This window comes from Limosilactobacillus agrestimuris, assembly GCF_943193105.1.
GTDB classification, from domain to species: Bacteria; Bacillota; Bacilli; order Lactobacillales; family Lactobacillaceae; genus Limosilactobacillus; species Limosilactobacillus agrestimuris.
Map to the genome: position 1 here is coordinate 20,967 of NZ_CALPCW010000005.1, position 26,998 is coordinate 47,964.

Annotated in this window: 21 protein-coding genes; 15 read left to right on the forward strand and 6 right to left on the reverse strand. The window is 41.4% G+C overall.

The genetic code is table 11. The features are described 5' to 3' along the window. Positions 1 to 92: 92 nt before the first annotated feature. From tsaB to tsaD, 3 genes are read left to right on the forward strand one after another with little or no spacing between them, the layout of a single operon-like run. On the forward strand, positions 93 to 818 hold the full coding sequence (tsaB, locus tag NFR46_RS04680) for a tRNA (adenosine(37)-N6)-threonylcarbamoyltransferase complex dimerization subunit type 1 TsaB (RefSeq protein ID WP_251575132.1): 726 nt from the start codon (positions 93 to 95) through the stop codon (positions 816 to 818). Continuing rightward, positions 784 to 1,341, forward strand: a complete 558-nt coding sequence (gene rimI / locus NFR46_RS04685; protein ID WP_251575134.1) for a ribosomal protein S18-alanine N-acetyltransferase — start codon at positions 784 to 786, stop codon at positions 1,339 to 1,341. Before tsaB ends, rimI begins: the two co-directional genes overlap by 35 nt. A gap of 23 nt (positions 1,342 to 1,364) precedes the next feature. Further along, positions 1,365 to 2,390, forward strand: coding sequence for a tRNA (adenosine(37)-N6)-threonylcarbamoyltransferase complex transferase subunit TsaD (gene tsaD, locus NFR46_RS04690; protein WP_251575135.1), 1,026 nt, complete (start codon positions 1,365 to 1,367; stop codon positions 2,388 to 2,390). A gap of 188 nt (positions 2,391 to 2,578) precedes the next feature. Here tsaD and NFR46_RS04695 read toward each other — a convergent pair whose 3' ends face one another. The 3 genes from NFR46_RS04695 to NFR46_RS04705 form a co-directional block, all read right to left on the reverse strand. Continuing rightward, positions 2,579 to 3,820, reverse strand: a complete 1,242-nt coding sequence (locus NFR46_RS04695; RefSeq protein ID WP_251575138.1) for a glutamate-5-semialdehyde dehydrogenase — start codon at positions 3,818 to 3,820, stop codon at positions 2,579 to 2,581. 156 nt (positions 3,821 to 3,976) lie between these two features. Continuing rightward, positions 3,977 to 4,774: a glutamate 5-kinase gene (proB, locus tag NFR46_RS04700; protein ID WP_420908582.1), complete on the reverse strand. Its 798-nt coding sequence runs from the start codon at positions 4,772 to 4,774 to the stop codon at positions 3,977 to 3,979. 222 nt (positions 4,775 to 4,996) lie between these two features. Further along, positions 4,997 to 6,946 carry an ABC-F family ATP-binding cassette domain-containing protein gene (locus NFR46_RS04705; protein ID WP_251575141.1) on the reverse strand — a complete coding sequence of 650 codons (1,950 nt, stop codon included), beginning with the start codon at positions 6,944 to 6,946 and terminating at the stop codon, positions 4,997 to 4,999. A 265-nt stretch (positions 6,947 to 7,211) separates the two neighbouring features. Between NFR46_RS04705 and NFR46_RS04710 the strand changes: the two genes are divergently transcribed. The 4 genes from NFR46_RS04710 (at position 7,212) to NFR46_RS04725 (ending at position 13,030) form a co-directional block, all read left to right on the forward strand. Beyond that, on the forward strand, positions 7,212 to 7,868 hold the full coding sequence (locus NFR46_RS04710) for a redox-sensing transcriptional repressor Rex (protein ID WP_251575144.1): 657 nt from the start codon (positions 7,212 to 7,214) through the stop codon (positions 7,866 to 7,868). Between the two features lie 229 nt (positions 7,869 to 8,097). Beyond that, positions 8,098 to 8,382 carry a co-chaperone GroES gene (groES, locus tag NFR46_RS04715; protein WP_182581018.1) on the forward strand — a complete coding sequence of 95 codons (285 nt, stop codon included), beginning with the start codon at positions 8,098 to 8,100 and terminating at the stop codon, positions 8,380 to 8,382. A gap of 54 nt (positions 8,383 to 8,436) precedes the next feature. Then, positions 8,437 to 10,065, forward strand: coding sequence for a chaperonin GroEL (groL, locus tag NFR46_RS04720; RefSeq protein WP_251575146.1), 1,629 nt, complete (start codon positions 8,437 to 8,439; stop codon positions 10,063 to 10,065). Between the two features lie 193 nt (positions 10,066 to 10,258). Further along, positions 10,259 to 13,030 (forward strand): YSIRK-type signal peptide-containing protein, encoded by a 2,772-nt coding sequence (locus NFR46_RS04725; protein WP_251575149.1) that lies wholly within the window; start codon positions 10,259 to 10,261, stop codon positions 13,028 to 13,030. A 104-nt stretch (positions 13,031 to 13,134) separates the two neighbouring features. Here NFR46_RS04725 and NFR46_RS04730 read toward each other — a convergent pair whose 3' ends face one another. After that, positions 13,135 to 14,628 carry a glycosyltransferase gene (locus tag NFR46_RS04730; RefSeq protein WP_251575150.1) on the reverse strand — a complete coding sequence of 498 codons (1,494 nt, stop codon included), beginning with the start codon at positions 14,626 to 14,628 and terminating at the stop codon, positions 13,135 to 13,137. A 137-nt stretch (positions 14,629 to 14,765) separates the two neighbouring features. Next, positions 14,766 to 15,722 (reverse strand): choloylglycine hydrolase, encoded by a 957-nt coding sequence (gene bsh, locus NFR46_RS04735; protein ID WP_251575152.1) that lies wholly within the window; start codon positions 15,720 to 15,722, stop codon positions 14,766 to 14,768. Between the two features lie 272 nt (positions 15,723 to 15,994). Here bsh and NFR46_RS04740 point away from each other — a divergent pair, with 272 nt between their 5' ends. The 3 genes from NFR46_RS04740 to NFR46_RS04750 all read left to right on the forward strand — a co-directional run bounded on the left by NFR46_RS04740 (position 15,995) and on the right by NFR46_RS04750 (position 19,847). After that, on the forward strand, positions 15,995 to 17,593 hold the full coding sequence (locus NFR46_RS04740; RefSeq protein WP_251575153.1) for an APC family permease: 1,599 nt from the start codon (positions 15,995 to 15,997) through the stop codon (positions 17,591 to 17,593). Positions 17,594 to 17,711: 118 nt separating this feature from the next. Then, complete coding sequence (locus tag NFR46_RS04745; RefSeq protein ID WP_251575154.1) at positions 17,712 to 19,550, forward strand: APC family permease; 1,839 nt, start codon at positions 17,712 to 17,714, stop codon at positions 19,548 to 19,550. A 36-nt stretch (positions 19,551 to 19,586) separates the two neighbouring features. Next, a complete protein-coding gene (locus NFR46_RS04750) occupies positions 19,587 to 19,847 on the forward strand; it encodes a hypothetical protein (RefSeq protein ID WP_251575155.1) in 261 nt (86 codons plus the stop codon). Here NFR46_RS04750 and NFR46_RS04755 read toward each other — a convergent pair. Next, positions 19,844 to 20,485, reverse strand: coding sequence for a YigZ family protein (locus NFR46_RS04755; protein ID WP_251575156.1), 642 nt, complete (start codon positions 20,483 to 20,485; stop codon positions 19,844 to 19,846). The two genes, NFR46_RS04750 and NFR46_RS04755, sit on opposite strands and share 4 nt — an antisense overlap. A gap of 63 nt (positions 20,486 to 20,548) precedes the next feature. Between NFR46_RS04755 and NFR46_RS04760 the strand changes: the two genes are divergently transcribed. The 5 genes from NFR46_RS04760 to prfB all read left to right on the forward strand — a co-directional run bounded on the left by NFR46_RS04760 (position 20,549) and on the right by prfB (position 26,997). Continuing rightward, complete coding sequence (locus NFR46_RS04760; RefSeq protein WP_251575158.1) at positions 20,549 to 21,877, forward strand: ATP-dependent helicase ComFA; 1,329 nt, start codon at positions 20,549 to 20,551, stop codon at positions 21,875 to 21,877. Continuing rightward, entirely contained in the window at positions 21,870 to 22,547 is a 678-nt protein-coding gene (locus NFR46_RS04765) for a ComF family protein (RefSeq protein WP_251575159.1), read from the forward strand. The genes NFR46_RS04760 and NFR46_RS04765 overlap by 8 nt, the downstream gene beginning before the upstream one ends. 132 nt (positions 22,548 to 22,679) lie before the next feature. Then, positions 22,680 to 23,222 carry a ribosome hibernation-promoting factor, HPF/YfiA family gene (hpf, locus tag NFR46_RS04770; protein ID WP_251575163.1) on the forward strand — a complete coding sequence of 181 codons (543 nt, stop codon included), beginning with the start codon at positions 22,680 to 22,682 and terminating at the stop codon, positions 23,220 to 23,222. A 205-nt stretch (positions 23,223 to 23,427) separates the two neighbouring features. Then, positions 23,428 to 25,791 (forward strand): preprotein translocase subunit SecA, encoded by a 2,364-nt coding sequence (gene secA / locus NFR46_RS04775; RefSeq protein WP_251575165.1) that lies wholly within the window; start codon positions 23,428 to 23,430, stop codon positions 25,789 to 25,791. 89 nt (positions 25,792 to 25,880) lie between these two features. After that, positions 25,881 to 26,997 (forward strand): peptide chain release factor 2 gene (prfB, locus tag NFR46_RS04780; protein WP_420908583.1). Its coding sequence is split into 2 segments (ribosomal slippage): positions 25,881 to 25,952 and positions 25,954 to 26,997, totalling 1,116 coding nucleotides; the frame shifts between segments, so codons are not numbered across the junction. Position 26,998 lies beyond the last annotated feature (1 nt).

Here is a 26,998-nt window from a genome sequence, read left to right on the forward strand (position 1 = left end):
TTAGCTAAACGTTACTCTTATTTTGGCTTAATTTAATGCAAAAAATACCTGGTGTGATAAGATGTTAAATGATTGAAAGGATGATCGAGAAAATGAAATTACTTGCCATCGATACGTCAAACCACCCAATGAGTGTTGCGGTTGTTGAAGATGATCAATTGTTAGCAACCGAAACCTTAAATATGGTGCGGAATCATAGTATTTATTTAATGCCAGTAATCGATAAGTTGTTTAAGCTAGTAAAGTGGCAGCCAGAAGATGTTGACCGAATTGTGGTTGCCCAGGGTCCTGGTTCTTATACCGGAATTCGGATTGCGGTTTCAACTGCTAAGGTCCTAGCCAATACCATGAATAAGGAACTGGTTGGGGCATCAAGTTTGGAAGTCTTAGCACGGAATATCGTTCCCACCACTAAAGAAGTGATTGTGCCATTTTTTGACGCACGACGGGGGAACGTTTTTGCTGGTGCTTACCAATGGCAAGATGGAAAGTTAGTTAACCGGATTGCGGATCAGCACTTAGCGATGAAGGAGCTTCTTGCTCAATTAGCCAAGTTAGACCAACCAATTTTATTAGTTGGTCATTTAACTGATCGAATTGAAAAGGCAATGGGAGAAATGCCTGCTAATGTTCAGCTTGCACCGCGGCCATTTGCCATCCCATCAACATACCAACTTGCCCTTGCCGGAAAAGACGCCCAACCGGTTACTGACATTGATTCAATGGTTCCACATTACTTACGAATTACTGAAGCTGAAGCTAACTGGCAAAAGCTTCATCCAGGTGAAACTAGGCAAAACTATGTTCGCGAAGTTTAAAGCATGGCTTGAACACAAACAGGGAGAAGAACGGTTAAAATTTACCCAACAACCGTTACTAATTAATGGGCGACAATTTATTATTCGTCAGGCACGCTTTACGGATATTCCCGCAATTGTCCACATTGAAGAATTAATCTACGGGACTGCACCATGGAGTGTTAGTGGCTTTCAGATTGAACTGGAACGGGATCGCGATCGGTTATACCTGGTTATAACTTACGATAGTCGAGTAGTTGCTTATGTCGGCTGTTCATTTAATTGGTATAAACACGAAAGCCACATTACTAATATTGGGGTAAGTCCGGCTTATCAAGATCGGGGGCTTGGTTCAAAAATGATTACGCTTTTAAAAGATTACGCAAGTCATCACGGTTACCCGAAAATGACGCTAGAAGTCCGGATTCATAACCTTAAAGCACGAAAACTATACGAACGTCTTGGCTTTTCCCAAACAAGTATTAAGCCGCACTATTATATTGATAATCGGGAAGATGCGGTTGAGATGGAAGTAAAATTGTAGAATAGAGGAGAAAATACTTAGTTATGGCAGAGAAAAACTTAATTCTGGCATTCGAAACGAGCTGTGACGAAACAAGTGTTGCGGTCGTTGAAAATGGTACTAAAATTTTGTCAAACATTGTGGCAACACAGATTGATAGTCATCAACGCTTTGGTGGAGTTGTTCCGGAAGTTGCTAGTCGGCACCATATTGAATGGATTACCCGCTGTACTGATCAGGCATTAGCCGAAGCAAATGTTTCTTACGATGACCTTGCAGGAGTTGCGGTTACTTATGGTCCCGGACTGGTTGGTTCTCTTTTAATCGGAGTAACTGCCGCAAAATCGACTGCTTGGGCACACAACTTGCCGTTGATTCCGGTCAACCATATGACTGGCCACCTATATGCTGCTCGGTATGTTGGCAAATTCAAATATCCTCAAATGGCCCTTCTTGTTTCTGGTGGTCATACGGAATTGGTTTACATGAAGTCTGAACATGAATTTGAGATTATTGGTGAAACCCGTGATGATGCAGCTGGGGAAGCTTACGATAAGATCGGCCGGGTTTTAGGAGTCAATTATCCTGCCGGAAAGACGATCGATGAATGGGCAGCTAAAGGAAAGGATACCTTCCACTTCCCACGGGCAATGGAAAAGGAAGATAACTTCGATTTCAGTTTTAGTGGTCTTAAGAGTGCCTTTATCAATACCGTTCACAATGCCGATCAACGAGGAGAAAAGCTTAATAAGTATGATTTGGCAGCCAGTTTCCAACAAAGCGTTGTTGACGTATTGGCTGAAAAGACAATGCGGGCTCTCGATCAATACCCGGTAAAACAACTGATATTGGCCGGTGGAGTTGCCGCAAACCATGGCCTTCGTTCACGATTAGATCATGATATGCAAAAGTATCATCCAGATGTTACGATGCTTCAGGCACCATTAAGGTTATGTGGTGATAATGCTGCAATGATTGGTGCTGCTGGTTATATGGATTACGAACATGGTGATCGCGCTAAGTTAGATTTAAATGCAGAACCGGGATTGATGTACTCGGAGAAAAAGTAATAAAAAATGGGAGTGAAACAGAACTAGCTTGCTAGTTCGTTGTTCGACGCGAAGCTAGCCTCTGGGAACCGCCGCAAGCACAAAGAGGGCTCTAACGTTCGGATTTTCCGAACGCTAGAGCCCCTTTGTGTACTGCGCTGTAGTATTTTTAACTGTGTAGATAATTTATGTCATAGTCTTATTTATTTTTACTTCCTAATTTGACCGTTACCAGTGATTTCGTACTTAATAGTTGTTAATTGACTTAATCCCATAGGTCCACGAGCATGGAGCTTTTGGGTACTAATTCCAATTTCGGCACCAAAGCCAAACATTCCGCCATCGGTAAAACGGGTAGAAGCATTGACGTAAACACAGGCTGAGTCGATTTGTTCTTGGAATTGCCGACTCCGTTCTAGATTATCAGTAATGATCGTTTCGGAGTGGTGGGTACTGTGATCATTAATATGGGTAATTGCTTCGTCAAGACTATCGACAACTTTAACTGCCATGATGAGATCGTTGTATTCGGTATCCCAGTCCTCTTTTGTAGCTGGGTTAATTTCTGGAACGATTTGACATGCAGCTTCATCGCCACGGAGCTGGACACCGTGTTCAATTAATGCCTTTGCGATTACGGGAAGAAAGGTTGGCGCTACTTGACGGTGGATGAGGAGCTTTTCTGCTGCGTTGCAGACAGATGGCCGCTGAACTTTGGCATTCACGGTAATGGCAGTTGCCATATCAAGCTTGGCATCACGATCAACATAAACGTGGCAGTTACCAGCACCGGTTTCAATTACTGGAACAGTAGCAGTCTTAACAACCCGTTGAATTAGGCCACGACCACCACGAGGGATCAGGACGTCAATATACCCGGTTAAATTCATCATTTCTTGGGCACTTTCATGGCTTGGATCTGAAACCATTTGAACAGCGTCTGCAGGAAGATCGATTTGGGCAAGAGCGTCACGAAGGATCTTAGCGATCGCTAAGTTGGTTTGAAGGGCCTCTTTACCTCCACGAAGGATTACTGCATTGCCACTCTTAAAAGTTAATCCGGTAGCGTCAGCAGTAACGTTTGGCCGAGCCTCAAAGATAATTCCGATAACGCCAAGGGGAACCCGTCGTTGGATGATTTGCAGGCCATCAGCGTTGATCCACCCACGATCAATCTCAGCAGTTGGGTCGGGAAGTTGGGCGATTGAACGAAGACCATTTGCCATATCGATAATTCGCTGTTCATTTAACATTAAGCGGTCAAGAAATTTTTTTGGCATTTCATTAGCGTTGGCTAAGTCTTGCTTGTTTGCTGCAAGGATTACCTGTTGGTTAGCGATTAATGCATCAGCCATAGAAACCAATCCCTTATTTTTAGTTGCGGTATCAAGGGATGCTAATTTACGGGCAGCTGCTTTAGCTTGTTTACCAATTTGAGTAAGTGTTGTCATAATGTTCCTCCTTCATTATTGTTGGTGATTCTAGGCAACATAGTCGAAATGAGCTCACCAGGGACTTGCTAGAGCTAGCAACCTCTTTCCTAGGCGCGGGACGCCTTCGTCAGGAGAAATTGCTAGCCTTCCGCAAGTCCTCTGCTGGCTCGCACTCTATTTTCCGAACCTCGTTCCTATTTTGTGGCCATCGAGGATTTGGAAGATGATTTTGGGATCTTGGCCGTTACAAAGAATCATGTTTTGGTTAGCTTCCATGATGGTAGCGGCGGCACGGAGTTTGGTAACCATTCCCCCGGTACCAAATTGGGTACTAGTACCACTGGCGGCTTTTCCGAGTTCGGGTGTCATTTCTTTAACGTGACGGATAGGCTGGGCATCGGCAAATTTGTGAGGATCCCGATCGTAAAAGGCATCGATATCGGAAAGAACGATTAAAAGGTCTGCCTTAATCTTAGTGGCAACCTGTGCAGAAAGTTCGTCATTATCGCTAAATGTTGTGTGATGATCCAGCTCATCAACGGAAACGGGGTCGTTTTCATTAATGATCGGGACAACTGAATCACCGAGTAGGGTTTCAATTGTATTGAGGGTATGTTGGCGGCTAACAGGGTATTCCAGCACATCACGAGTTAACAGGATTTGTGCAACCTTAGTTTGGTAATCCAAGAAACGTTGGGAATAAATCCGCATGAGTTCAGTTTGACCAATTGAAGCGAGTGCTTGTTGTTGAGCAATTTCTGCTGGACGCTTTGTCAGACCAAGACTAGCAAGACCGACACCAATCGCACCGGAAGACACTAGGACCATTTCATATCCCTGGTGATTTAATGTTGCAAGGGTATAAGCAAGGCGATCAATTGTCCGCAGGTTAACCTGGCCATTGGGGTAGATAAGACTACTCGTCCCGACCTTAACAACGATTCGCTGATGTTGACTTCCCATTTTAACCATCCCTTCTAGACAAAAAGCATGCCTAAGTCGAGGCACCAGTTACGGCGTTACCATCCTCGTTCAAAGACATGCTTTACTCTTTTACAAAATATTATTTACATGTTATTTAAATAATGATTAGGATTCGGAACTTTGTTGGTGGCTTACAGCTGGTGACCACCATTCTCTTGACTGTCCTACTTGGATCATTTGTTTGAAGTTTACTTTTTTCTCAATTAAAAGTCAACTGTTTTCTTGATCGAACTTTTCCAGTTCTTCCGCGGCACTTGTCCATTCTAATTCGACATCTTCAGATTGAGCGGTGAACTCATCTAGTTGTTTTTGTAGATCCGAAAGCTTGCCGATATCAGTAGCAATTTCTGGTTGACTCATCTGTTCTTTGATCGCTTCTTGTTTTTCTTCCAAGGCGGTCATTTTTTCTTCCAGTTTATCAACCTGTCGTTGGAGTTTACGCCGAGCACGCTGCGTTTCCTTGCTTTGCTGGTAAGATTGTTGGGCACTCGATTTCTTAGGCTTGGATGTTGAAGCCTGAATTTCAACCTGATTAGCATTAGCAGCTTTTTCCTTATTCACGGCTTCAAGGTAGTCATCATAGTTTCCTTCATAATGCTTAATCCCAGTAGCACTCATGTCGAGAACATCAGTGGCAACTTGGTTAATGAAATACCGGTCGTGGGAGATAAAAAGCACCGTTCCGGTAAACTCATTGATCGCGTTCTCCAAGACTTCTCGACTATCAATATCCAAGTGGTTTGTAGGTTCATCAAGAATCAAAAAGTTAATCGGCTTGAAGGAGAGCTTGGTTAATTCAAGCCGGGCTTTTTCACCACCAGAAAGATCATGAACTAACTTGTAAACATCGTCACCAACAAAGAGAAAACTTCCTAGGAGGGAGCGGATATCTTTTTCTGGGATGTTCGGGTGATCGTCCCAGACTTCGTTTAAGACTGATTTTTCAGGATGAAGTTGTTGCTGTTCCTGATCATAGTAACCGATCTGAAGGTTAGCACCCAACTTGATATTGCCACTAACTAATGGGATCCGGTCAAGAATTGATTTCAATAGGGTTGACTTTCCAATTCCGTTAGGGCCAATGATCCCAATTCGTTGGGGTTTACGCACCGTGAACGATAATGGGCCAGCAAGTTTTTGGTCATTGTAACCAACGACAGCTTGCTCAACATCAAGGACTTCGTTTCCGCTATCCTTTTCGCTGTGAAAATGGAAGTGGATGGACTTATCATCGGTTTCTGGCCGTTCAAGCCGTTCCATCTTTTCTAATTGTTTTCGCCGCGCTTGGGCTCGTTTAGTGGTTGAAGCACGGACGATATTCCGGTTAACAAAGTCCTCAAGCTTACTGATCTTCTTTTGCTGTTGTTCATAATGTTTCCATTCAGCAGTTAACCATTCTTGCTTATGCTCCATAAACTGGGTGTAGTTTCCGGTATAGTGACGAAGGGTGTGATTATCAAGATCGTAAATATCGGAAACCACCCTATCAAGGAAGTACCGGTCGTGGGAAACGACAAGGAGGGCACCTTGGTAACTCTTAAGGTAGTCTTCGAGCCACGCAAGGACGTTCATGTCCAGGTGGTTTGTCGGTTCATCAAGAATTAGTAGATCCGGGGATTGAAGAAGGATCTTTGCCAATGCTAGTTTAGTTTTTTGTCCACCAGAAAGTGAATTAATAGCGGTTTGATAATCTTCTTCTTCAAAACCAAAGCCCTTGAGGATCCCCCGCATTCGGGACTCATATTCGTAGCCCCCACGCTTTTTAAAGTCGGCCTGGAGCTGTGAATACTTTTCCGTCGTTAGCTGAAAGTCCTTTGTAGAGGGATCAAGTGAGGCTAGCTGGTCTTCTAATTGGTGGATTTGCTTTTCCATCTTGTGGAGGGGAGCAAACACCAGATCAAGCTCAGCCCAAATCGTGCTTTGACTATCCAGACCTTGATCCTGGGCTAAGTAACCGATAGTAAGATCCTTGCTTTTAGCAATTGTTCCTTCGTCCGGACTAGTTATTCCTGCGATCATTTTTAACAGGGTCGTTTTCCCGGCCCCATTTCGACCAACAAGGGCAGTTCGCCCGTGTTCTTGAATTTGTAAGTTGACGTCGTGAAAAAGGACGTCAGCGCCAAAGCGACGCATGACATTATTGGCTTGCAAAAGAATCATTTTTTTGTTTACCTCGTTCTTAAAAATTATACTCTTCTATTATACGCTGGTTAATCCTGATTTCACAAAGGTCAAGAGATAGATAACGTTCAGCACCGCTCAAACGAAAAAAGTTTTAAAAAGAATTTTGTTTAAGTGTTCACAATTAAAGAGTTTATTGCTAGAATAATAGGAGAATTGAATTTCACAAGCTGACAAAATTGAGCCAAGAATATAAGCTCACTAATGTTAAATAAAACTAAAATTGCAGGAGGAATAGTAGAAAATGGCTACTAAGAAAATCCCTAAGGCAACGGCAAAGCGATTACCAATTTATTACCGTTACCTTAGTGTATTATTAAGTGCAAATAAGCGGCGTGTTTCATCAACTGAACTTTCTGAAGCAGTTCAGGTTGACTCTGCCACAATTCGTCGTGACTTTTCATACTTTGGTGAATTGGGGAAGCGGGGTTACGGTTATGATGTTGAAAGCCTGCTGAACTTCTTTAAGGGAATTTTGAACCAGGATACTCTAACTAATGTTGCCCTTGTTGGGGTTGGTTCATTAGGAAGTGCCCTCCTTAATTACAACTTCCACCAAGATACTAACTTGCGGATTAGTGCAGCATTTGATACTAAGCCTGAATTAGCTAACACCGTTAAGAGCGGGATTCCAATCTATCCAGCTAGTGAAATGCAAAAGCAGATTAAGGAACAACAAATTGATGCCGTAATCCTTACTGTTCCAAGTTCAACTTCCCAAAAGGTTGCGGATCAGTTAGTTAGCGTTGGCGTTAAGGGAATTTTGAACTTTACTCCGGTTCGTCTTTCTGTTCCGAAGAATGTTCAAGTTCAGAACATTGATTTAACAAACGAACTCCAAACCCTGATCTACTTTATTAAGAACTACGCTGAAAACAATCAGGATAAAGAAGAAAAGTAAATTAAACTAATTTCCGCGATTAGACTTTATAAGTTCAGAGACTATTAGTAATAGTTTGAGGTCGAGAAAAAACATTTTGTTTTTTCTCGGCTTCTTTTTATTTATCCACTTACCAAACATATTTGTTGCAATCGGTCACAGAAATGTTATAGTAGAAAATGTAATTAGCACTTGGAATGTGAGAGTGCTAATTTTTAACTATGAGATTTATCAATTTGGAGGGATTAACGTGTTAAAACCATTAGGAGATCGTGTTCTTCTCAAAGCAGAAACAGAAGAAGAAAAGACTGTCGGTGGCATTGTTCTTGCTTCAAACGTTAAGGAAAAGCCAACAACCGGTAAGGTAATTGCTGTAGGTGCTGGTCGGACTTTAGATAATGGTGAGAAGCTTGCACCAGCTGTTAAGGAAGGCGATCGGGTCCTCTTTGATAAGTATGCTGGAAATGAAGTTGAATATGACGGTGAAAAGTACCTCGTTGTTCATGAAAAGGATCTTGTAGCTATCGTTGAATAGTTAACGAGACTTTGGTAATGATAGTATTGATTTTAAATTTGAGGTGAATAAAATATGGCAAAAGAAATTAAGTTTTCCGAAGACGCACGGAGTGCAATGCTTAGCGGTGTTGATAAGTTAGCTGATACAGTTAAGACCACTATGGGACCAAAGGGACGTAACGTTGTCCTTGAACAAAGCTATGGTAACCCAACCATTACTAACGATGGTGTTACAATCGCTAAGAGCATTGAATTGGAAAACCCATTCGAAAACATGGGTGCTAAGTTAGTTTCAGAAGTTGCTTCTAAGACTAATGACATTGCTGGTGACGGTACTACTACTGCTACTGTTTTGACCCAAGCAATTGTTAATGCCGGAATGAAGAACGTTACTTCTGGTGCTAACCCAGTTGGTATTCGTCGCGGGATTGATAAGGCCACTGAAGCTGCTGTTGAAGCATTAAAGAAGATGTCACACGAAGTTAAGACTAAGGATGACATTGCACAAATTGCTTCAATTTCAGCTGCTAACCCAGAAGTTGGTAAGTTGATTGCCGACGCAATGGAAAAGGTTGGTAACGATGGTGTTATTACTATCGAAGACTCCCGTGGTGTTGAAACCAGCGTTGACGTTGTTGAAGGGATGAGCTTCGATCGTGGTTACATGTCACAATACATGGTAACTGATAACGACAAGATGGAAGCTGACCTTGACAACCCATACATTTTGATTACTGATAAGAAGATTAGTAACATCCAAGACATTTTGCCATTACTTCAATCAGTTGTTCAAGAAGGCCGTTCACTCTTAATCATCGCTGATGACATTACTGGTGAAGCATTGCCAACTCTTGTTTTGAACAAGATTCGTGGTACCTTCAACGTTGTTGCTGTTAAGGCACCTGGCTTTGGTGACCGGCGGAAGGCTCAATTACAAGATATCGCTGTATTAACTGGTGGTACTGTAATTTCTGATGACTTAGGAATGAGCTTGAAGGACGCTACTGTTGATCAACTTGGCCAAGCTAACAAGGTAACGGTTACCAAGGATAACACCACCATTGTTGATGGTAAGGGATCCAAGGAAGCTATTGCTGAACGGGTTGACCAAATCAAGCAAGCTATCAGTAAGGCAACTTCTGACTTCGATAAGGAAAAGCTTCAAGAACGTCTTGCAAAGCTTTCCGGTGGTGTTGCAGTTGTTAAGGTTGGTGCCGCAACTGAAACCGAACTGAAGGAAAAGAAGTACCGGATTGAAGATGCCTTGAATGCTACCCGTGCCGCTGTTCAAGAAGGATTCGTCCCTGGTGGTGGTACTGCCCTCGTAAACGTTCTTCCAGCATTGGATGAAATTAAGGCAACCGGTGACGAAGCTACTGGTGTTAACATTGTTAAGAACGCTTTGGAAGCACCTGTTCGTCAAATCGCTGAAAACGCCGGTGTTGAAGGCTCAGTCATTGTTAACCAATTGAAGAGCGAAAAGCCAGGAATTGGTTACAATGCTGCTGACGGTAAGTTTGAAGATATGGTTAAGGCCGGAATTGTTGACCCAACTAAGGTTACCCGTTCTGCTCTTCAAAACGCCGCATCTGTATCTGCATTGTTATTAACTACTGAAGCAGTAGTTGCTGATAAGCCAGAGCCAAATGCTAACCAAAATTCAGCACCTCAACCGGGAGCCGGAATGGGTGGAATGATGTAATCTCATCCCGCTAAAATAATAAAATTAATAGAATAGCAGTAGTTAATATTGTAGAACCAAAAATATTAACTACTGCTTTTTAGCTTTAACTATTTTTTGCTAGTATTTATTAGAAGATAAGGGAAAAATAGTTTTATTTTATTTAAAATAGTTTATAATACGTTTGAACTTATATATTGGGAGGGTAAAACAAATGTCTAAAAATAATCAACATGAATATTTAAAACGCATGCAAAAACAACGACAACGATTTGGCTTACGAAAGCTTTCTGTTGGCGTTGCATCTGTTTTACTAGGAACTACTTTTATCATTGGGGGAGGTACAGTAGCGCACGCTGATGAAGCAACAACTTCAGCACCAGTTCCTGACAGTAATACCAATAATGAAGATGGTGGTAAGTTGGCTAATAGTCAACAGGTAACGTTGAAGAGTAACACTACCTCTCCAGATGATACTTTGGCATCTTCCACTAAAAACGAAAAAGTTACACCAACGACTCCTGAAGCTTCACAATCAACTGCTATAGAGGGCGTTCCTATAGTCTCTTCACTGGAAAGTATTACGACAGCATCAGAAACCGAACAGCCAACTTCCACTTCTAAGTCAAATGAAAAGACCGGTAATAGTCTACAAATCACCTTACAATCTGCGCCTACAAAAAACGCTGATGTAAGTGAAAAACAAGGTCAAAATGCAAAAATTGATTTGACGTTTGTAGATGATGACGATAATGGTAAGACAGTAGATTATTCAGATTATCTGCCTAGTGAAGATGGTGGCCATCATTACGCATACGGTAAAGTTGGCGATAAGGTTGGTACGAAAGCATACAATAATGGTACGATGAGTATTAAACGGATGCTTGATCTTTTAGATATTGGGTATTATGAACTAAATGGCACTTATATTGCTCCTGATACTTTTACTAGTGAAAATATGATTGTTCAAATTCATTTAAAGCATCAGACAGAGCAGAAGGTATATCATACGTACAATCTTACTCGAAATGTTCACTATCGTTACACATCGGCAAGTAATGGTGAAACGATGCAAGATGATCAAGGAAAAGAAGTTCCTGATTATAAAGTACAGTATCAAATTACGCCAACGGTTATTTTCGATCTAGTTACCAATAAGGTGAAAAACGGAATATTCAATGTTAAGAATTTAACTACTGGCGAAACGTTTACATTTAATAGTCAAGCTAATCGACTAAAAGCTGATAATTTTGATCCTATTAAATCTCCAGATGTATCACAACGATGGAAACCTGAAGAATCAGAAATAGCAGCATCATTTAACAATCTACCCGATCTTGATAATTGGCAAAGATTCTTTAATGGAGCGGAATTTAATGATAATCAAACGGTAAATTATAAGGTAGATTATACGCAAATAAATATTGGCGATTATGTTCCCAATAATCAAGTATACTTTAATACAGATATCGAAGTGTCGAGCGATGGGACAAAAGAGACAGTAAATCGTTACTTCTATTATGGAATGAGCGATGAAAATGATGAAGGAGTTAACATCGATCATGTAACTAAGCAACACTATGGTGGCCGTCAAGCTCTTGAGTTTAGGCGTACGAAGACTGTCGATACTGATGGGCAAGTGACATATGGTAAATGGACTCCCGTTACAACAGATACTTTCCCTGAATATATTTATAAGGATAATTATCAGGTTAAAGGATATGATGGACAGTATGCTCATGCACCAGCTGTAAAATATGATCCAAATGATCCGCTGCATAATGGAGGGATGAGCGTTTTTGATCCATATGCTCCTTTATACAAGGTTTCGATTATTGATGATGTAACTGGTGAGACATTAAATACTTATGAAAAGAATCCGGTACCAGAAGCCGGAGATGATTATCAATACACGCGTGATCGAGCTGAGAAGACTCGTCAAAGTATTTATGATCAAGTTGATGAATACAAGAGTAAAGGATACACGGTTGCAAGCGATGACTTTGGTAGTATTAGTATTAATAATGCTGATAATGCCAAGCATAGTGAAGGGACGGAAGATGACGCTAAGTATGTATATACAATTCACTTAACTACAAATAAGGCTATTGCACATACTGATACTAAGACAGCAACGCGGACAATTCACTATGTAGCAAATGATGAAAATGGTAAGCAATTACAAGATGATACAACTCAAAATGTCACTTTGACTAGTAGCACTTACTATACTGATGCTGTTACGGGTCAAAGAGTTAATGCTAGACAAAATGTAAATGGTGAATGGTTTGTTGATGCATTGAATAATGGTACGCTTCCTACAATTACTTGGACTGTAAATGCTGATAAGAGTAATGGCTTAACAGATGATAGCCAAAACTTTGCTGCCGTTACAACTCCAGAAACTATTACCTTATCTACTGATGAAGCTGCAAAGCGTGGTACTGATGATGGTGAGTGGTACTTAGTCTCAACTGATAAGAACGGCGAAGTATCGTACGGCGATCCAAATAGCGACACTTGGAAGACTGATACTCCTAACAAGATTGCTGACGGTTACTTAATCTACAAACAAAGAAGTCAACCGGTTCAACCGACAACGACGCCAACCGAACAGCCAACAGTTCAACCGACAACGACGCCAACCGAACAACCAACAGTTCAACCAACAACGACGCCAACCGAACAACCAACCGAACAACCAACAGTTCAACCAACAACGACGCCAACCGAACAACCAACAGTTCAACCAACAACGACGCCAATCGAACAACCGAGTGGACAACCAACTGCTCCATCACAAACAGTGACTAAACAACAAATGTCAATTAATTCCGCAAAGGTTTCAATGCCTGCTAACCACCAACCAGCGGCTTCATTACCACGAACCGGTAACGAAAACAGTAAAGGTTTGCTGGCGTTAGGTTTAGCTAGTTTATTAGCATCATTTGGCCTTGGTAAGCTCAGACGAAAAAATGAAAATTAATAATTTTAAGTAATGATGTTGTGAGCCTGAATGGTATCGCCTAAAAAAGAGGACCTCAAGTAATTCGCTTTGAATTCTTGAGGTCTTTTTTGGTAGATGTAATTTTATTGTTGATTAAGAAAAGCTTGCCATTTTTGGGCAACTTTCACCAATGAAAATTTGGCAGCTGCTTTCTGGGCATGTTGTGCATACTTCTTGGTGATTTCCGGTGATATGAGGAACTGCCGCAAGGCTTGGTAAAGTGCTTCCTGGTCATTAGCGGGGAGGAGTTTTCCGCTTACCCCACCGTCGATAATTTCGGCAGGGCCATAATTAATATCGTAACTAATCACCGGACAACCATGTCCTTGGGCTTCTAGTAATGCCATTGCAAAGCCTTCATATTCACTAGTAAGGATTTCTGCTTGGGCGGTTTCGTATACTACCGTCAGATCATGATGATAACCTTGGAAGTGAATGTAGGCGTTTGCCTGGTGCTCATCGACTAATTTATGCAGTGCGTTAGTGGTTTGGTTATGATTCCAACTATCCCCATACCCATATAGGTTTAATTGAACAATTGGAAATTCTTTATGAAGGCGAATGATGGCGTTAATAATATGATCCAGCTGTTTGACTTTGGCGAGACGGGCGACAGCAATAAAGTTACCGTTTTGCCGTTGTTCTTCTGGAATAACCTTACGTAATTGTTCATTGTCTAAGAATGTCACCGGAATAGCAAATGTATTTTTAGTCTGAAAACGGTGACTTGCTTCGCTCGCTTCACGTTCCGTGGCAGCGATCAAGCCGGTAAGTTGCCCCTTTTTAAGCATTACGGTGATTGGTTCATAGATGGGCGATAAAGGGCTGTCAGGGTGACCATCGGTTGTAAATGCCGAATGAAAAACGTGGTAACGGCGAACATGACTCTTCATTAATCGAAACGCTTCTAGCGTCATATCTGAGCGGTCGCTAATAATGAGTGCTTGCGAATCATTTGCAACTAATTGATCGAGAAAGTAAGCGCGAAATTCCATTTCGGTATCAAATTGTAATTCTTGATCACGATCATGGAGTTGAATTAGGGTAAGCACCGGAACGTTAGCTTCACCACCACGATAGTGATAACTAATCTTCACTTGGCCGCTATCATTATAATATTGCCGCGTTACTACCCGTCCCTTATCTTCAAAATATTCCGTATAGCTTTTACAACCACTATCGTAGTAGTCCCGACGGTTAAGAAAGCCATAGCGGTCAAGATAATCGACACAGTAGAGACGATCTTGATACAGGGTTACTTTAATTCTTATCTCGCCATCTCTTAGCGCTTGATTGGCGTTGCGTTGATAACCCGGAATGTTGAGAATATGATCAATTAGTTGCTGATCATATTCTTTATCGGGATGGTAGGACAGATGTTGGTAGTACTGAAAGAGATTGATAACGCGACCACTCGTCCCCAGTTTATTTTCCGCCGAAGAATGATCATAGTTATAAAGCATGGTAATGATTGTTGCCGGTTGCGAAAGATAATCGAATATTTGCAATCGTTTGACTTGCGCTAGTTCAATTGCTGAGGTATGAACGTCTTCGCGACTTGTGATGAAATAATTCATAGGCGCTCCTTTCGTATTCAAAGTTATTGTAGCAGAAAAACGCTGGGGAAGATGCCGGCCGCCTAAAAGAAAGGTTAAATATAAATGGAGCGGGATCGAAATCTTTTCCAATTTCTATCTTGCTCCATTATTTATTCTTAAAGATTTAGCGTTACAAGTTCCTGACCGTGAATATTTTCGGGAGTTAGTTGGCAATGGTGAAGGTGAAAATCATTATAGAGATTATAATAGTAGCGTTTAGTCTGTGCAGAGTAACAAGCTGTGTAATTAGTATATTGATCTTGGCCTTGAGTGTTAACTACGCTTCCCTTAATTATGGCGACGGCTTTCAAAATATTAAAGAGTTTAGCCACATTTGCATTTTCTCCTTTGACTGGAGGATAATTAGCATTCAAATAAGCAGTTTTAATAAAGCGTGAAGCGGGCATGCTGTCACCAGGTAAACCGATACTGCCCGTACCAACCCCTAACGGAATGATATTTTGCTGATTCCAGGCCTGTGGTTCGGTATCTTGTGGCGATAGACCAGCATAATTGCAAAGGTTCGTTAATTGCCAGCTGAAATCGGGACTATTAGTGAGAACGCCAATGTGATCATCAAAAATGCGTAGGCCATACTGAACTGACTGTTCCAAAACAATCGCTTCGTGGGCATCACTGGTTAGCCAGTGGAGTGGAGCAACAGAAAGATTAGCTGAAAATGATTGATTAACAAGATTAACTTTTGTGAGATTACGTTTAGCATCCGCAACTGATGCATACTCTTGGGTAATCCACATCATTAATTCATAGGGGGCAAGATTAATGATTTCATCTACCACCGTGTCACTAAATTTAGCATAATGGGGAAAATTAAAGCCGGCAATACACAGACCATCTTCATTATAGCAGTCAAAGTATAGGGGATAATTATTAATTACCGTCCCAATTCCAATAGTCGCTTTTTTTGTTTTCCGATCTTTTATAAATTTATAGGGAAGCGGATAGTTACGAGGAGTAACAATTACTTTTTTATCTTGATGGGTTTCAACATCAAAGTTTCGCCCAAAGTATAAATGATTATCTGGATCGGTGAATCTTAGCCCTGTGCACATCTTAAACACCTCCAAAAGTAGATATGATTTAGGGAAAATTGTACTTAATATTATTTATATTATTGAACCTATCCTTACATGACGCAAATGGAACGAAAATATTTAGGGGGGTAGTTGAGCTTTCTCAATAAATTTTGAAGATTTTTAAAGATTAACTGAACAAAGTGTTACAGTTAGTGTTATGATTAGTTATCTATTTATAAAACACGTTTTTGCGTAAAACTTTATAGAAATAAACAATGAAACTAAGTGAAAAATAGAGGAAGAAAGTAATGAATGAGTTGAAACAACATAAAATCACCCTATTTTCTGGTGTGATGTTAGCCCTGAACTCGTTGATTGGGTCAGGATGGCTCTTTGGAGCGGGAACGGCCGCTAAGGTTGCCGGACCGGCAGCGATTATCTCCTGGATTATCGGTGCCGTGATTATTATCAGCATTGCTTTGACCTACGTTGAATTAGGGGCGATGTTTCCTGAAAGTGGGGGAATGAGTCGTTATGCTCAGTATAGTCACGGACCATTATTAGGCTTTATCGCGGCTTGGGCCAATTGGATTTCCCTGATAACGCTTGTCCCGATGGAAGCCGTAGCCTCGGTTCAGTATATGAGTTCATGGCCATGGTCGTGGGCCAACTGGACACACCATTTTATGCACAATGGTAATATTACCGGAAGCGGAATGTTTGTTGTGTTTATTTTTATGGTGATTTTTACCTTAATTAATTTCTGGTCGGTTAAGCTGATGACACGTTTTACTAACTTGATTTCGATCTTCAAAATTTTATTGCCGACATTAACAATTGTTATGTTGATAGTCAGTGGTTTCCATACAGAAAACTTTGGTCATAGCGTCCAAACCTTTATGCCTTACGGAAGTCGGTCAATTTTTGAAGCAGCCGCTGTTTCCGGAATTATCATGTCTTATGATGCCTTTCAAACTATCATTAACATGGGTGGGGAAATGGTTAATCCGCATAAAAACATTGTTCGCGGGGTCCTAATTTCGATGCTCATCACCGCAGCAATCTATGTTCTGTTGCAAGTGGCTTTTATTGGTGCTGTTAGTCCAGCTTCACTCGCTAAGAATGGTTGGCACGGAATTAACTTTGCGTCGCCATTTGCCGATATTGCCATTTTGCTTAGTCTTAACTGGCTTGCCATTTTACTCTACATGGATGCCTTTGTTTCACCATTTGGTACTGGGGTTGCTTTTGTGGCAACGGCTTCACGGGCATTGGCCGCGATGACCCATACCGGGCACCTGCCAAAGTGGTTGGGCCGACTAGAACGGCGGTACATGATTCCCCGTTTTGCGATGGTGACGGATTTGATTTTAGCCATGATTTTAGTTAGTGTCTTTCGTAATTGGAGTTTATTAGCAACCGTTATTACGGGTTCAACGTTGATTGCTTACCTGACGGGTCCGGTGACGGTGATGTCGCTTCGTAAAATGGCTCCAGATTTAAAGCGGCCATTTGCTCCAAATTATATGAAGTGGTTAGCACCGTTTGCTTTCGTGGTAACTGGGTTGGCAATTTATTGGACAATGTGGCCAACGACCATTCAGGTTATCCTCGTGATTGCACTGGGGTTGCCAATCTATCTGTACTATGAATGGCGTTACCAAAAAACAGATTGGCGACAGCAACTAAAGAGTTCGGCTTGGCTAATCTGTTACATGATTTTCATTTCTGTTATTTCCTATATTGGAAGTGAAGGATTTGGCGGTCGTGACTGGCTGCCATATCCATTTGATTTTCTTGTGATTATTATTGTTTCGTTAGCCTTCTACGCTTGGGCAATTCATAGTCGAATGCCGAAGGTTGACTCTGCGGCTAAAGAAGTCAATAATCGACTTGAACAAAAGTAACTAGTAGTTGACTGCACTATCTTTTTACAGATTGAAAGCTAATGTGAATAGTTGTATCATTGTGCAGTTGTTCAAATTCTATTAAATAATTACATTCCAAAAATACTGGGAGGATAGTATGTGGCGCTATATAAAACGGGTTTTAATTGGGAAACCGTTAAAGACTTTAGATGAGGGTCAGACCCACTTAACTAAATTTAAGGCTTTGGCAATGCTATCATCTGACGCAATTTCGTCAGTTGCATATGGACCAGAGCAGATTACAACAGTTTTAGTCACCCTGTCAGCAATGGCAATGTGGTATTCCATTCCGATTGCTGCTATCGTGTTACTCTTACTTCTAGCAATTACTCTTTCGTATCAACAGATCATTCATGCCTACCCAAGCGGTGGTGGGGCCTATGTGGTTGCTACTAAGAACTGGGGAAGCAATGGGGGCCTGTTTGCCGGTGGTTCGTTACTGGTTGATTACATGTTGACTGTTGCTGTTTCAACTACTTCTGGGGTCGAAGCAGTTACGTCAGCGGTGCCAGCACTGTATCGTTTCTCAGTACCGATTGCCATCATTATTGTTCTTTTAATCATGTTTATGAACTTACGGGGAATGAGCGAAAGTGCTAATTTCCTGACGATTCCGGTTTATTTCTTCGTAATAATGATTTCTGTAATGATCCTCTGGGGTGCATACAGTATTATTACCGGTCAGGTTCACTATCAGGCCCCTGCTGATTACGGGACACCGGTTACCGGAATGACGTTTGTTCTCTTTGTCCGGGCATTCTCTGCCGGTTCATCTTCCTTAACTGGTGTTGAAGCGGTAAGTAATGCTGTGCCAAACTTTAACAAGCCAAAGGAAAAGAATGCTTCTGTTACCCTGGCAATTATGAGTACAATCCTGGCCATCTTCTTCATTGCCATTATCTTTTACGGCTTTTACTTTGGAATTGTCCCAGATAAACGGACCACGGTTCTTTCACAAATCGGTCTTGCTGTATTTGGTGGTCACGGGATTGGATTCTACCTCCTTCAATTGTCAACAGCAATGATACTTGCAGTTGCCGCTAACACAGGTTTCTCAGCCTTTCCAATCCTTGCCTTTAACATGGCGAAGGACAAGTATATGCCGCACGCGTTTATGGATCGTGGGGATCGTTTAGGATACTCCAACGGAATTATTGCTTTGGCTGTGGGTGCGATCATTTTGATCCTTATCTTCCACGGTCAAACAAATATGTTGATTCCACTTTATGCTGTGGGTGTCTTTGTTCCATTTACCCTTTCACAATCAGGGATGATTATTCACTGGTTCCGTGAACGGGAAGGCTTCTGGCCAGGAAAGGCATTTATCAACTTCATCGGAGCATTAATTTCTTTAGCACTGGTGGTTGCGTTGTTCTGGCAACACTTTGGCAATGTTTGGCCATACTTAATCATCATGCCGTTGTTGCTTTACATGTTCCACGCAATCCACCGGCACTATATCAAAGTGGCCAAGCAATTACGGGTTGCCGAAAAGACGAAGGTCCAGTTGCACGACTATGATGGAGCAACGGTGATTGTCTTAGTTGGGAATGTTACTCGGGTTACTCGGGGCGCAATCAATTATGCACGTTCAATCGGTGACTATGTAATCGCAATGCACGTTTCCTTTGATGAAAACCCAGGAAAAGAGCATAAGACCGCTAATGAATTTAAGGCTGAATTCCCAGATGTCCGCTTTGTTGATATTCACTCGTCATACCGGTCAATTGCTAAACCAACGTTACGATTTGTGGATGTGATCGCTAAACGGGCAGCTGCACGGAACTACTCAACTACTGTTTTAGTTCCCCAATTTATTCCAAAGCATCCATGGCAATTGGCACTTCATAACCAAACCAGTGTCCGTCTGCGTACTGTTCTTAATTCTCGTCAAAACATCGTTGTTGCGAGTTACAATTACCACCTGCATGAATAAAGAAAATGGGAAATAATCTTGGAACAGGAGGACAATGTGAAAAAGAGAAACATTGTTTTTGGCCTACTATTTGCCATTAGCTTATTTCTAATTGGTGGCTTTAGTTTAGATCGGTTTGGTTTTCATTCTGATTTAATTGGGATAATTGGAACACTGCTGTTGATTGTGGCTTATCTTGGTCTTAATTGGGCAAAATTAAAAAGTGGTGATCACCGAACAAGGGTGACCACCACATGGGTTATTGGTTTATTGATTATTGTCATTATATTAAACATAATTGAAGTTGCGTTAGCTTAATTAGTTAAATAGGGAATCTCGTGGTCACGCGAGGTTCCTTTTTTGATTGTCAATTGATCATTGAAACGATTGATTAATTCCTCTGTGAAGCTGTCAACCTTTTCTTCATCAACATAGACATTAGTTTGGACAGTAGCACTAAATTGCTCGTCAGCGACTTCAATTCCTTGCTCCTTTAAATAATGGAGAAGTGAGTCATGCCGGGAATAGTTAACGGTAATTTCAAGAACAGCCTGTTTAATTCGTTGGACTAATCCCGCCTTATGGATAGCGTTGGTTACGGAATTACTGTAAGCCCGAATCAATCCACCAGCACCAAGTTTAATTCCACCAAAGTAACGGGTCACCACAGCAACGACATTATGGATCTTTGCTAATTGAAGTGATTCCAAAATGGGAACACCAGCAGTACCACTTGGTTCACCATTATCACTTTCTCGCTGAATTTGATCTAGGTCACCAACCATGTATGCATAACAATTATGGGTAGCTTTTCGGTTTTCGGTGCTAACTTGTTCAATAAATTGTTGGGCTTCTTCTTCTGTCGAGACACGTGCAATTGAACAAATAAAACGTGATTTTTTAATCACCATCTCATTGCTAGTGTTTTTAGCGATAGTGAGAAATGGTTCTGACATTTTTATTACTCCTTTAGTGAATTTTTGCTTTTCTTCCGTATTAATAAAGTAGGAGGATGAAAAATGAAAATTAACGAGCTTTACGGACGACGGGTATTATTTCCTCAAATTGATAATTTTCCAATTAGTGATTCACAAATTCAAGTTTTACCAACAATGAAGATTAACGAGACAAGTGTTACTTGTTTACGGTGTGGTACGGCAACGAGTAAGACGTTTGTAGCTCTTCCTAATCATCACTATTATTGTCCCCGATGCGTTACGTTGGGACGAGTATCGACTCTTGATAAATTTTACCATGTTCAAGAGCCAAATCAATTTGAACCACCAGAGCAAGTTTTAACCTGGAAAGGGGAATTATCACAATTACAAGCGGCAACCTCGGCTGTGATCAAAGAACGAATGAATAACCATTGTCGTCAATTACTTTGGGCTGTAACTGGAGCAGGAAAAACAGAGATGATCTTTGCTGGAATAGCGGCAGCGTTAAAACGTGGTGAGCGAGTAGCAATTGCCTCACCACGGGTAGATGTTTGTCTAGAATTATATCCACGCTTGCAGGCGGCTTTTGCAAATTTCCCGATTGCTTTACTTCACGGAAGAGAACCCCAACAGTACCAGTATCGCCAATTGACAATCTGCACAACTCACCAACTACTTCGCTTCTATCGGGCTTTTGATAATTTGATTGTCGATGAAGTTGACTCTTTTCCCTATGCTTCTAATCAGGCGCTTTTATTCGCAACCGAACAAGCAATTAAAGAGGATGGGGGCTTACTCTTTATGACTGCAACCCCAGGGAAAAGGTTGATTCAACAAATCCACAATAAAAAGCTCATGGTTAGTTATCTTCCACTTCGTTATCATGGTAACTTGCTTCCGCAAATAAAATTATGTTTGGCATTTAATTGGCGTAAAGGACTTTCCAAAAAGCACTTGCCCACTAGTCTACTTCGTGAAATAAGAAATACGTTGAGTAACCATTATCGTTGTCTACTATTTGTTCCCCATATTGCCGACCTTCAGCCAGTTTTGTTATGCTTGCAGCGATTTTTACCTGATAAAAAATTTACGACGGTTTATGCGGCTGACCCGCAGCGCTTGGAAAAAGTTCAAGCAATGCGCGACGGAAAATACGATTTTTTAATTACTACTTCGATCTTAGAACGAGGGGTAACCTTTCCAGAGATCGATGTCTTTGTCTTGGGGGCAGATGATCAGGTCTTCTCGCCGTCTGCATTAGTGCAGATCGCAGGACGTGTTGGCCGTTCGGTAAGCCGACCGACAGGTAAAGTGATGTTTTGGGTTAATTCTTATAGTCGACGTGTTCGCGAAGCTCAGCGACAAATTGCATATATGAACGGGAAGGGGCGAAAACTACTGTATGGTTAACTGCTTGCTCTGTAATTGTCAGTTAATCCAGAAACTAACAATTAGTAAAATCATTTCTCCTGGACCACTTAAGCAGCCACTTATTTGTCCAGGATGTTTTCAGAAGTTTATTTGTTATTCCCTAGAAAAGTGCTGCCGTGGTTGCGGACGTGAAGAAAGAAGTGAGCTATGTGATGATTGCCAAAAATGGCAACAATATTATGGGTGGTACTTGGAACATCGGCCACTTTTTCACTATAACCAGGCGATGAAAGAATTTATGCAAAAGTATAAGTTTCAGGGGCAGTACCATTTAAGGGGGATTTTTAAAGAAACAATCAAAGAGGCCATTACTCACATTGAGTATGATATTTTAATTCCAATCCCAGTGACTGAACATACGATGCTCACCCGCGGCTTTAACCAGGTAACTGGATTGTTAGATGATATTCCATATACCGAACTGATCATTCATCAAAATCGTCAAAAGGTTGCTCAATCGAAAAAAGATCGCCAGTCGCGACTTCAAACCAAACAACCATTTTTGCTTAAGCAAGGAGTGAACATCAAAGGAAAGAGTGTCCTTTTAGTTGATGATATTTATACAACTGGAAGGACACTATACCACGCGGCAACCCTTTGTTATGAAAATGGTAGTAAGCGTGTCCAAAGCTTATCTCTCGCTCGTTAAGAAAATTTAAATTTTCTCCTGATTTGTTTGTTAAATAGTATTAACTACACTATAATATAGTTAAGGATATGAGAAGAGTGGTCCTTCTGATACCAGATCAAGCAAGTGCTTGAACTGAAAGGAGAAATTACTATGTTAAAGTTCAATATTCGTGGTGAAAATATCGAAGTAACTGACTCAATTCGTGACTATGTAGTAAAGCGGATTAATAAGTTACAAAAGTTCTTCGAAGATAACGTAGAAGCAACTGCCCATGTGAACTTAAAAGTTTATCCTAACCGTACTTACAAGGTAGAAGTTACTATTCCATTACCATACCTTACATTACGGGCTGAAGAAACTTCTAACGACATGTACGGTAGTGTTGACCTTGTTACTGATAAGCTTGAACGGCAAATTCGGAAGTACAAGACTAAGGTTAACCGTAAGTCACGTGAAAAAGGCTTTAAGAACTTAGAATTTGTCCCAACCGATGATGATGCTGAGAGTCAAGATGACTTGAAGATCGTGCGGACAAAGCAAATCTCACTCAAACCAATGGATCCTGAAGAAGCGGTTCTCCAAATGGACATGCTTGGTCATGACTTCTTTGTCTTCCAAGACGCTGAAACTAATGGAACCAGTATTGTTTACCGTCGTAAAGATGGTCGCTACGGTTTGATCGAAGCTGAATAGGCTTAATAAATAGAAATTTAAGAGGCGGGAATTAATCCCACCTCTTTCTTAGTTTTAAAACTATTTTCATCTGAATTGTAACGAATTCGCACTCCGGCCCGAAACGTGGTAAACTATTAAGGTTAGAATACAAATTAAAATTGGCTTGAGTAGCTGCAATTTCTCAAGACAAAATAAAAAAACGTTAATTAGGAAGGACGCTTTTATGGCTAACATTCTAAAAAAATGGATTGAAAGCGATCGTCGTGAATTACGGCGGATTAATAAGATCGCGAATAAAGTTGAAAAATATGCTAAGCCAATGGCAGCAATGTCAGATGATGAGCTAAAAGCGAAGACTGACGAATTTCGTGCACGCTACAAGAAGGGTGAAGATCTTGACCACATGTTGCCAGAAGCCTTTGCGGTAGCACGTGAAGGAGCAAAACGTGTCTTGGGTCTTTACCCATTCCACGTTCAAATTATGGGGGGAATTGTTCTTCACGAAGGTAACATTGCCGAAATGAAGACTGGTGAAGGTAAAACTTTAACCGCCACCATGCCGGTTTATCTTAACGCAATTAGCGGTAAGGGTGTTCATGTTATTACGGTTAACGAATACCTATCAAAGCGTGATGCCACAGAAATGGGTCAACTTTATAATTGGCTTGGGTGCAGTGTTGGGGTTAATAATTCTGAGATGTCACCAGATCAAAAACGTGAAGCATATAAGGCTGATATTATGTACTCCACAAACAGTGAAATTGGGTTCGACTATCTTCGTGATAACATGGCCGTTTATAAGGAAGACCAGGTTCAACGGGGACTGAATTATGCCTTAGTTGATGAGGTTGATTCAATTTTGATTGATGAAGCGCGGACACCATTGATTATTTCTGGCCCAGGTACTGGTACTTCAAAGCTTTATAAGCAAACTGATCGTTTTGTTAAGACATTGAAAAATGAGGTTGACTACAAGGTTGACCTCGAGTCAAAGACAGTTGCCTTGACTGATGAAGGAATTCAAAAGGCTGAAAAGTATTTCAACTTAAAGAACCTTTATGATCCAGAAAATACTGCATTGACCCACCACTTGGATCAGGCTTTACGGGCCAATTACATTATGACCTTGGATAAGGATTACGTGGTTTCTGATGGTGAAGTCTTGATCGTTGATTCATTTACCGGACGGGTTATGCAAGGTCGGCGGTTCTCTGATGGCCTTCACCAAGCGATCGAAGCTAAGGAAGGCGTTCAGATTCAAGAAGAAAACAAGACCATGGCTAACATCACCTACCAGAACTTGTTCCGGATGTACAATAAGCTTGCGGGGATGACTGGGACTGCTAAGACTGAACAGGAAGAATTCCGTGAGATTTACAACATGGAAACCATTACAATTCCAACTAACCGTCCTGTTCAACGGAAAGATGAACCTGACTTACTTTATCCAACATTGAAGAGTAAGTTTGCGGCCGTTGTTAAGCGGATCAAGAGTTTACACGAAAAGGGTCAACCAATTTTGGTTGGTACTGTTGCCGTTGAAACTTCTGAATACCTTTCCCACCTATTGGATCAAGAACATATTCCTCACGTTGTCTTAAACGCGAAGAACCACGCTAAAGAAGCTGACATTATTAAAAATGCTGGTCAACGTGGTGCCGTTACAATTGCGACGAACATGGCCGGACGGGGAACTGATATCAAACTTGGCCCTGGTGTTCGTGAATTAGGTGGTTTAGCTGTTATTGGGACTGAACGACATGAATCACGGCGAATTGATAACCAGCTACGGGGACGTTCTGGTCGTCAAGGCGATCCAGGTCTTTCACAATTCTACCTTTCACTTGAGGATGACTTGATGAAACGGTTTGGTGGTGACCGGATCAAGGCCTTCTTGGAACGGATGAAGGTTGACGATGATGATGCGGTAATCAAGAGTCGTTTCTTAACCCATCAAGTTGAATCCGCACAGAAACGGGTTGAAGGGAACAACTACGATTCCCGGAAGAACGTTCTTCAATATGATGATGTTATGCGTGAACAACGGGAAATAATCTATAAGGAACGGCAAGAAATCATTACTGAAGATAAGTCGTTAAAGTGGGTTCTTATGCCGATCTTTAGGCGGACTATTCAGCGGGAAGTAGAACAACATACTCTTGGAGATCGCAAGGACTGGGATCTTAAAGGAATTGTTGATTTTGCTGAAGAAGTAATTGTTAAGCCAGATACGATTAGCGTTTCTGATTTAGCAAATAAGTCACCACGAGAAATGGTTGATTTCTTAATGGGATACGCTAAGCAGGTTTACAAGGATAAGCAAAAGCAGCTTTATGATCCAGCACAAATGCTCGAATTTGAAAAGGTTGTCCTTTTGCGGGTAGTTGACTCCCACTGGACTGATCACATTGATGTAATGGACCAGTTCCGTCAATCAGTTGGTCTTCGTGGTTACGGCCAATTGAACCCTCTTGTTGAATACCAAACTGCTGGTTACCATATGTTTGAACAAATGATTGCGGATATCGAATACGAAACTACTCGACTCTTCATGAAGTCACAGATTCGTCAAAACGTTACCCGTTAAACTAAATACTAATAACTATCAAGGTACGGTAGCAGGTGGCCCTAAGGCGGTACCTGTTACCGTTTTGATTTAATAATGGAGGAACCATTTTGGAACTTAGTGAAGCAAAGAAAAAAGTAGAAGCAATGCAACATGAAGTTGCCCGCTTCGGGAGGTCTCTTTGACCTAAATGCGTTAGATGAAAGCATTGCGGAAAATGAACAAAAGATGACCGAACCTGGCTTTTGGGACGATAATGTTGCTGCGCAGAAAGTAATTAATGCTAACAATGAACTCAAGGATAAGCGGGATAATTTTGTTAAATTACGGGATAGTATCGGTAATTTACAAACATCGATCGAATTACTTGAACTAGAGCCTGATCCCGATCTCCAAAGTGAGTTTGAAAGCTCATTTACAGAAACGAAAAAGGAGCTTGAACAGTACCGACTTAACCAGTTACTTGATGGTGAATATGATGCTAAAAATACTATTTTGGAAATTCACCCGGGTGCTGGAGGAACGGAAGCCCAAGATTGGGGTGCCATGCTCCTCCGGATGTACATTCGTTGGGGTGAACAACATGGCTTCAAGGTTGAAACTGCCAGTTATGAAGCTGGAGATGAGGCCGGAATCAAGAGTGTTACCCTATTGATTAAAGGACATAATGCTTTTGGCTACCTTCGAAGTGAAAAGGGAGTTCACCGTCTTGTCCGCATTTCGCCATTTGACGCGGCAGGGCGGCGACACACGTCTTTTGCTTCGGTTGATGTAATGCCGGAGCTCGATGAAAGTGTGAACATTGATATTGACCCTTCAGATCTCCGGGTTGATACTTTCCGTTCTAGTGGTGCCGGTGGTCAGCATATTAACAAAACTGAATCAGCAGTGCGGATTACTCATATTCCAACTGGAATTGTTACTTCATCTCAGGCAGAACGGTCCCAGTTGCAAAACCGGGTTACGGCGATGAATATGTTAAAATCCAAACTTTATGAATTGGAAGAAGAGAAGAAGGCTAAAAAGCGGGCTGAGATTGAGGGAGAACAACTTGAAATTGGTTGGGGTTCTCAAATTCGCTCATATGTGTTCCACCCGTACACTTTGGTAAAGGATAACCGAAGTGGTCATGAAACCCATAATGGACAGGCAGTGATGGATGGCGACTTAGACCCATTCATTAACGCCTACCTCCAATGGAAGTTAAGTCAAAAAAATCCTCAGTAAA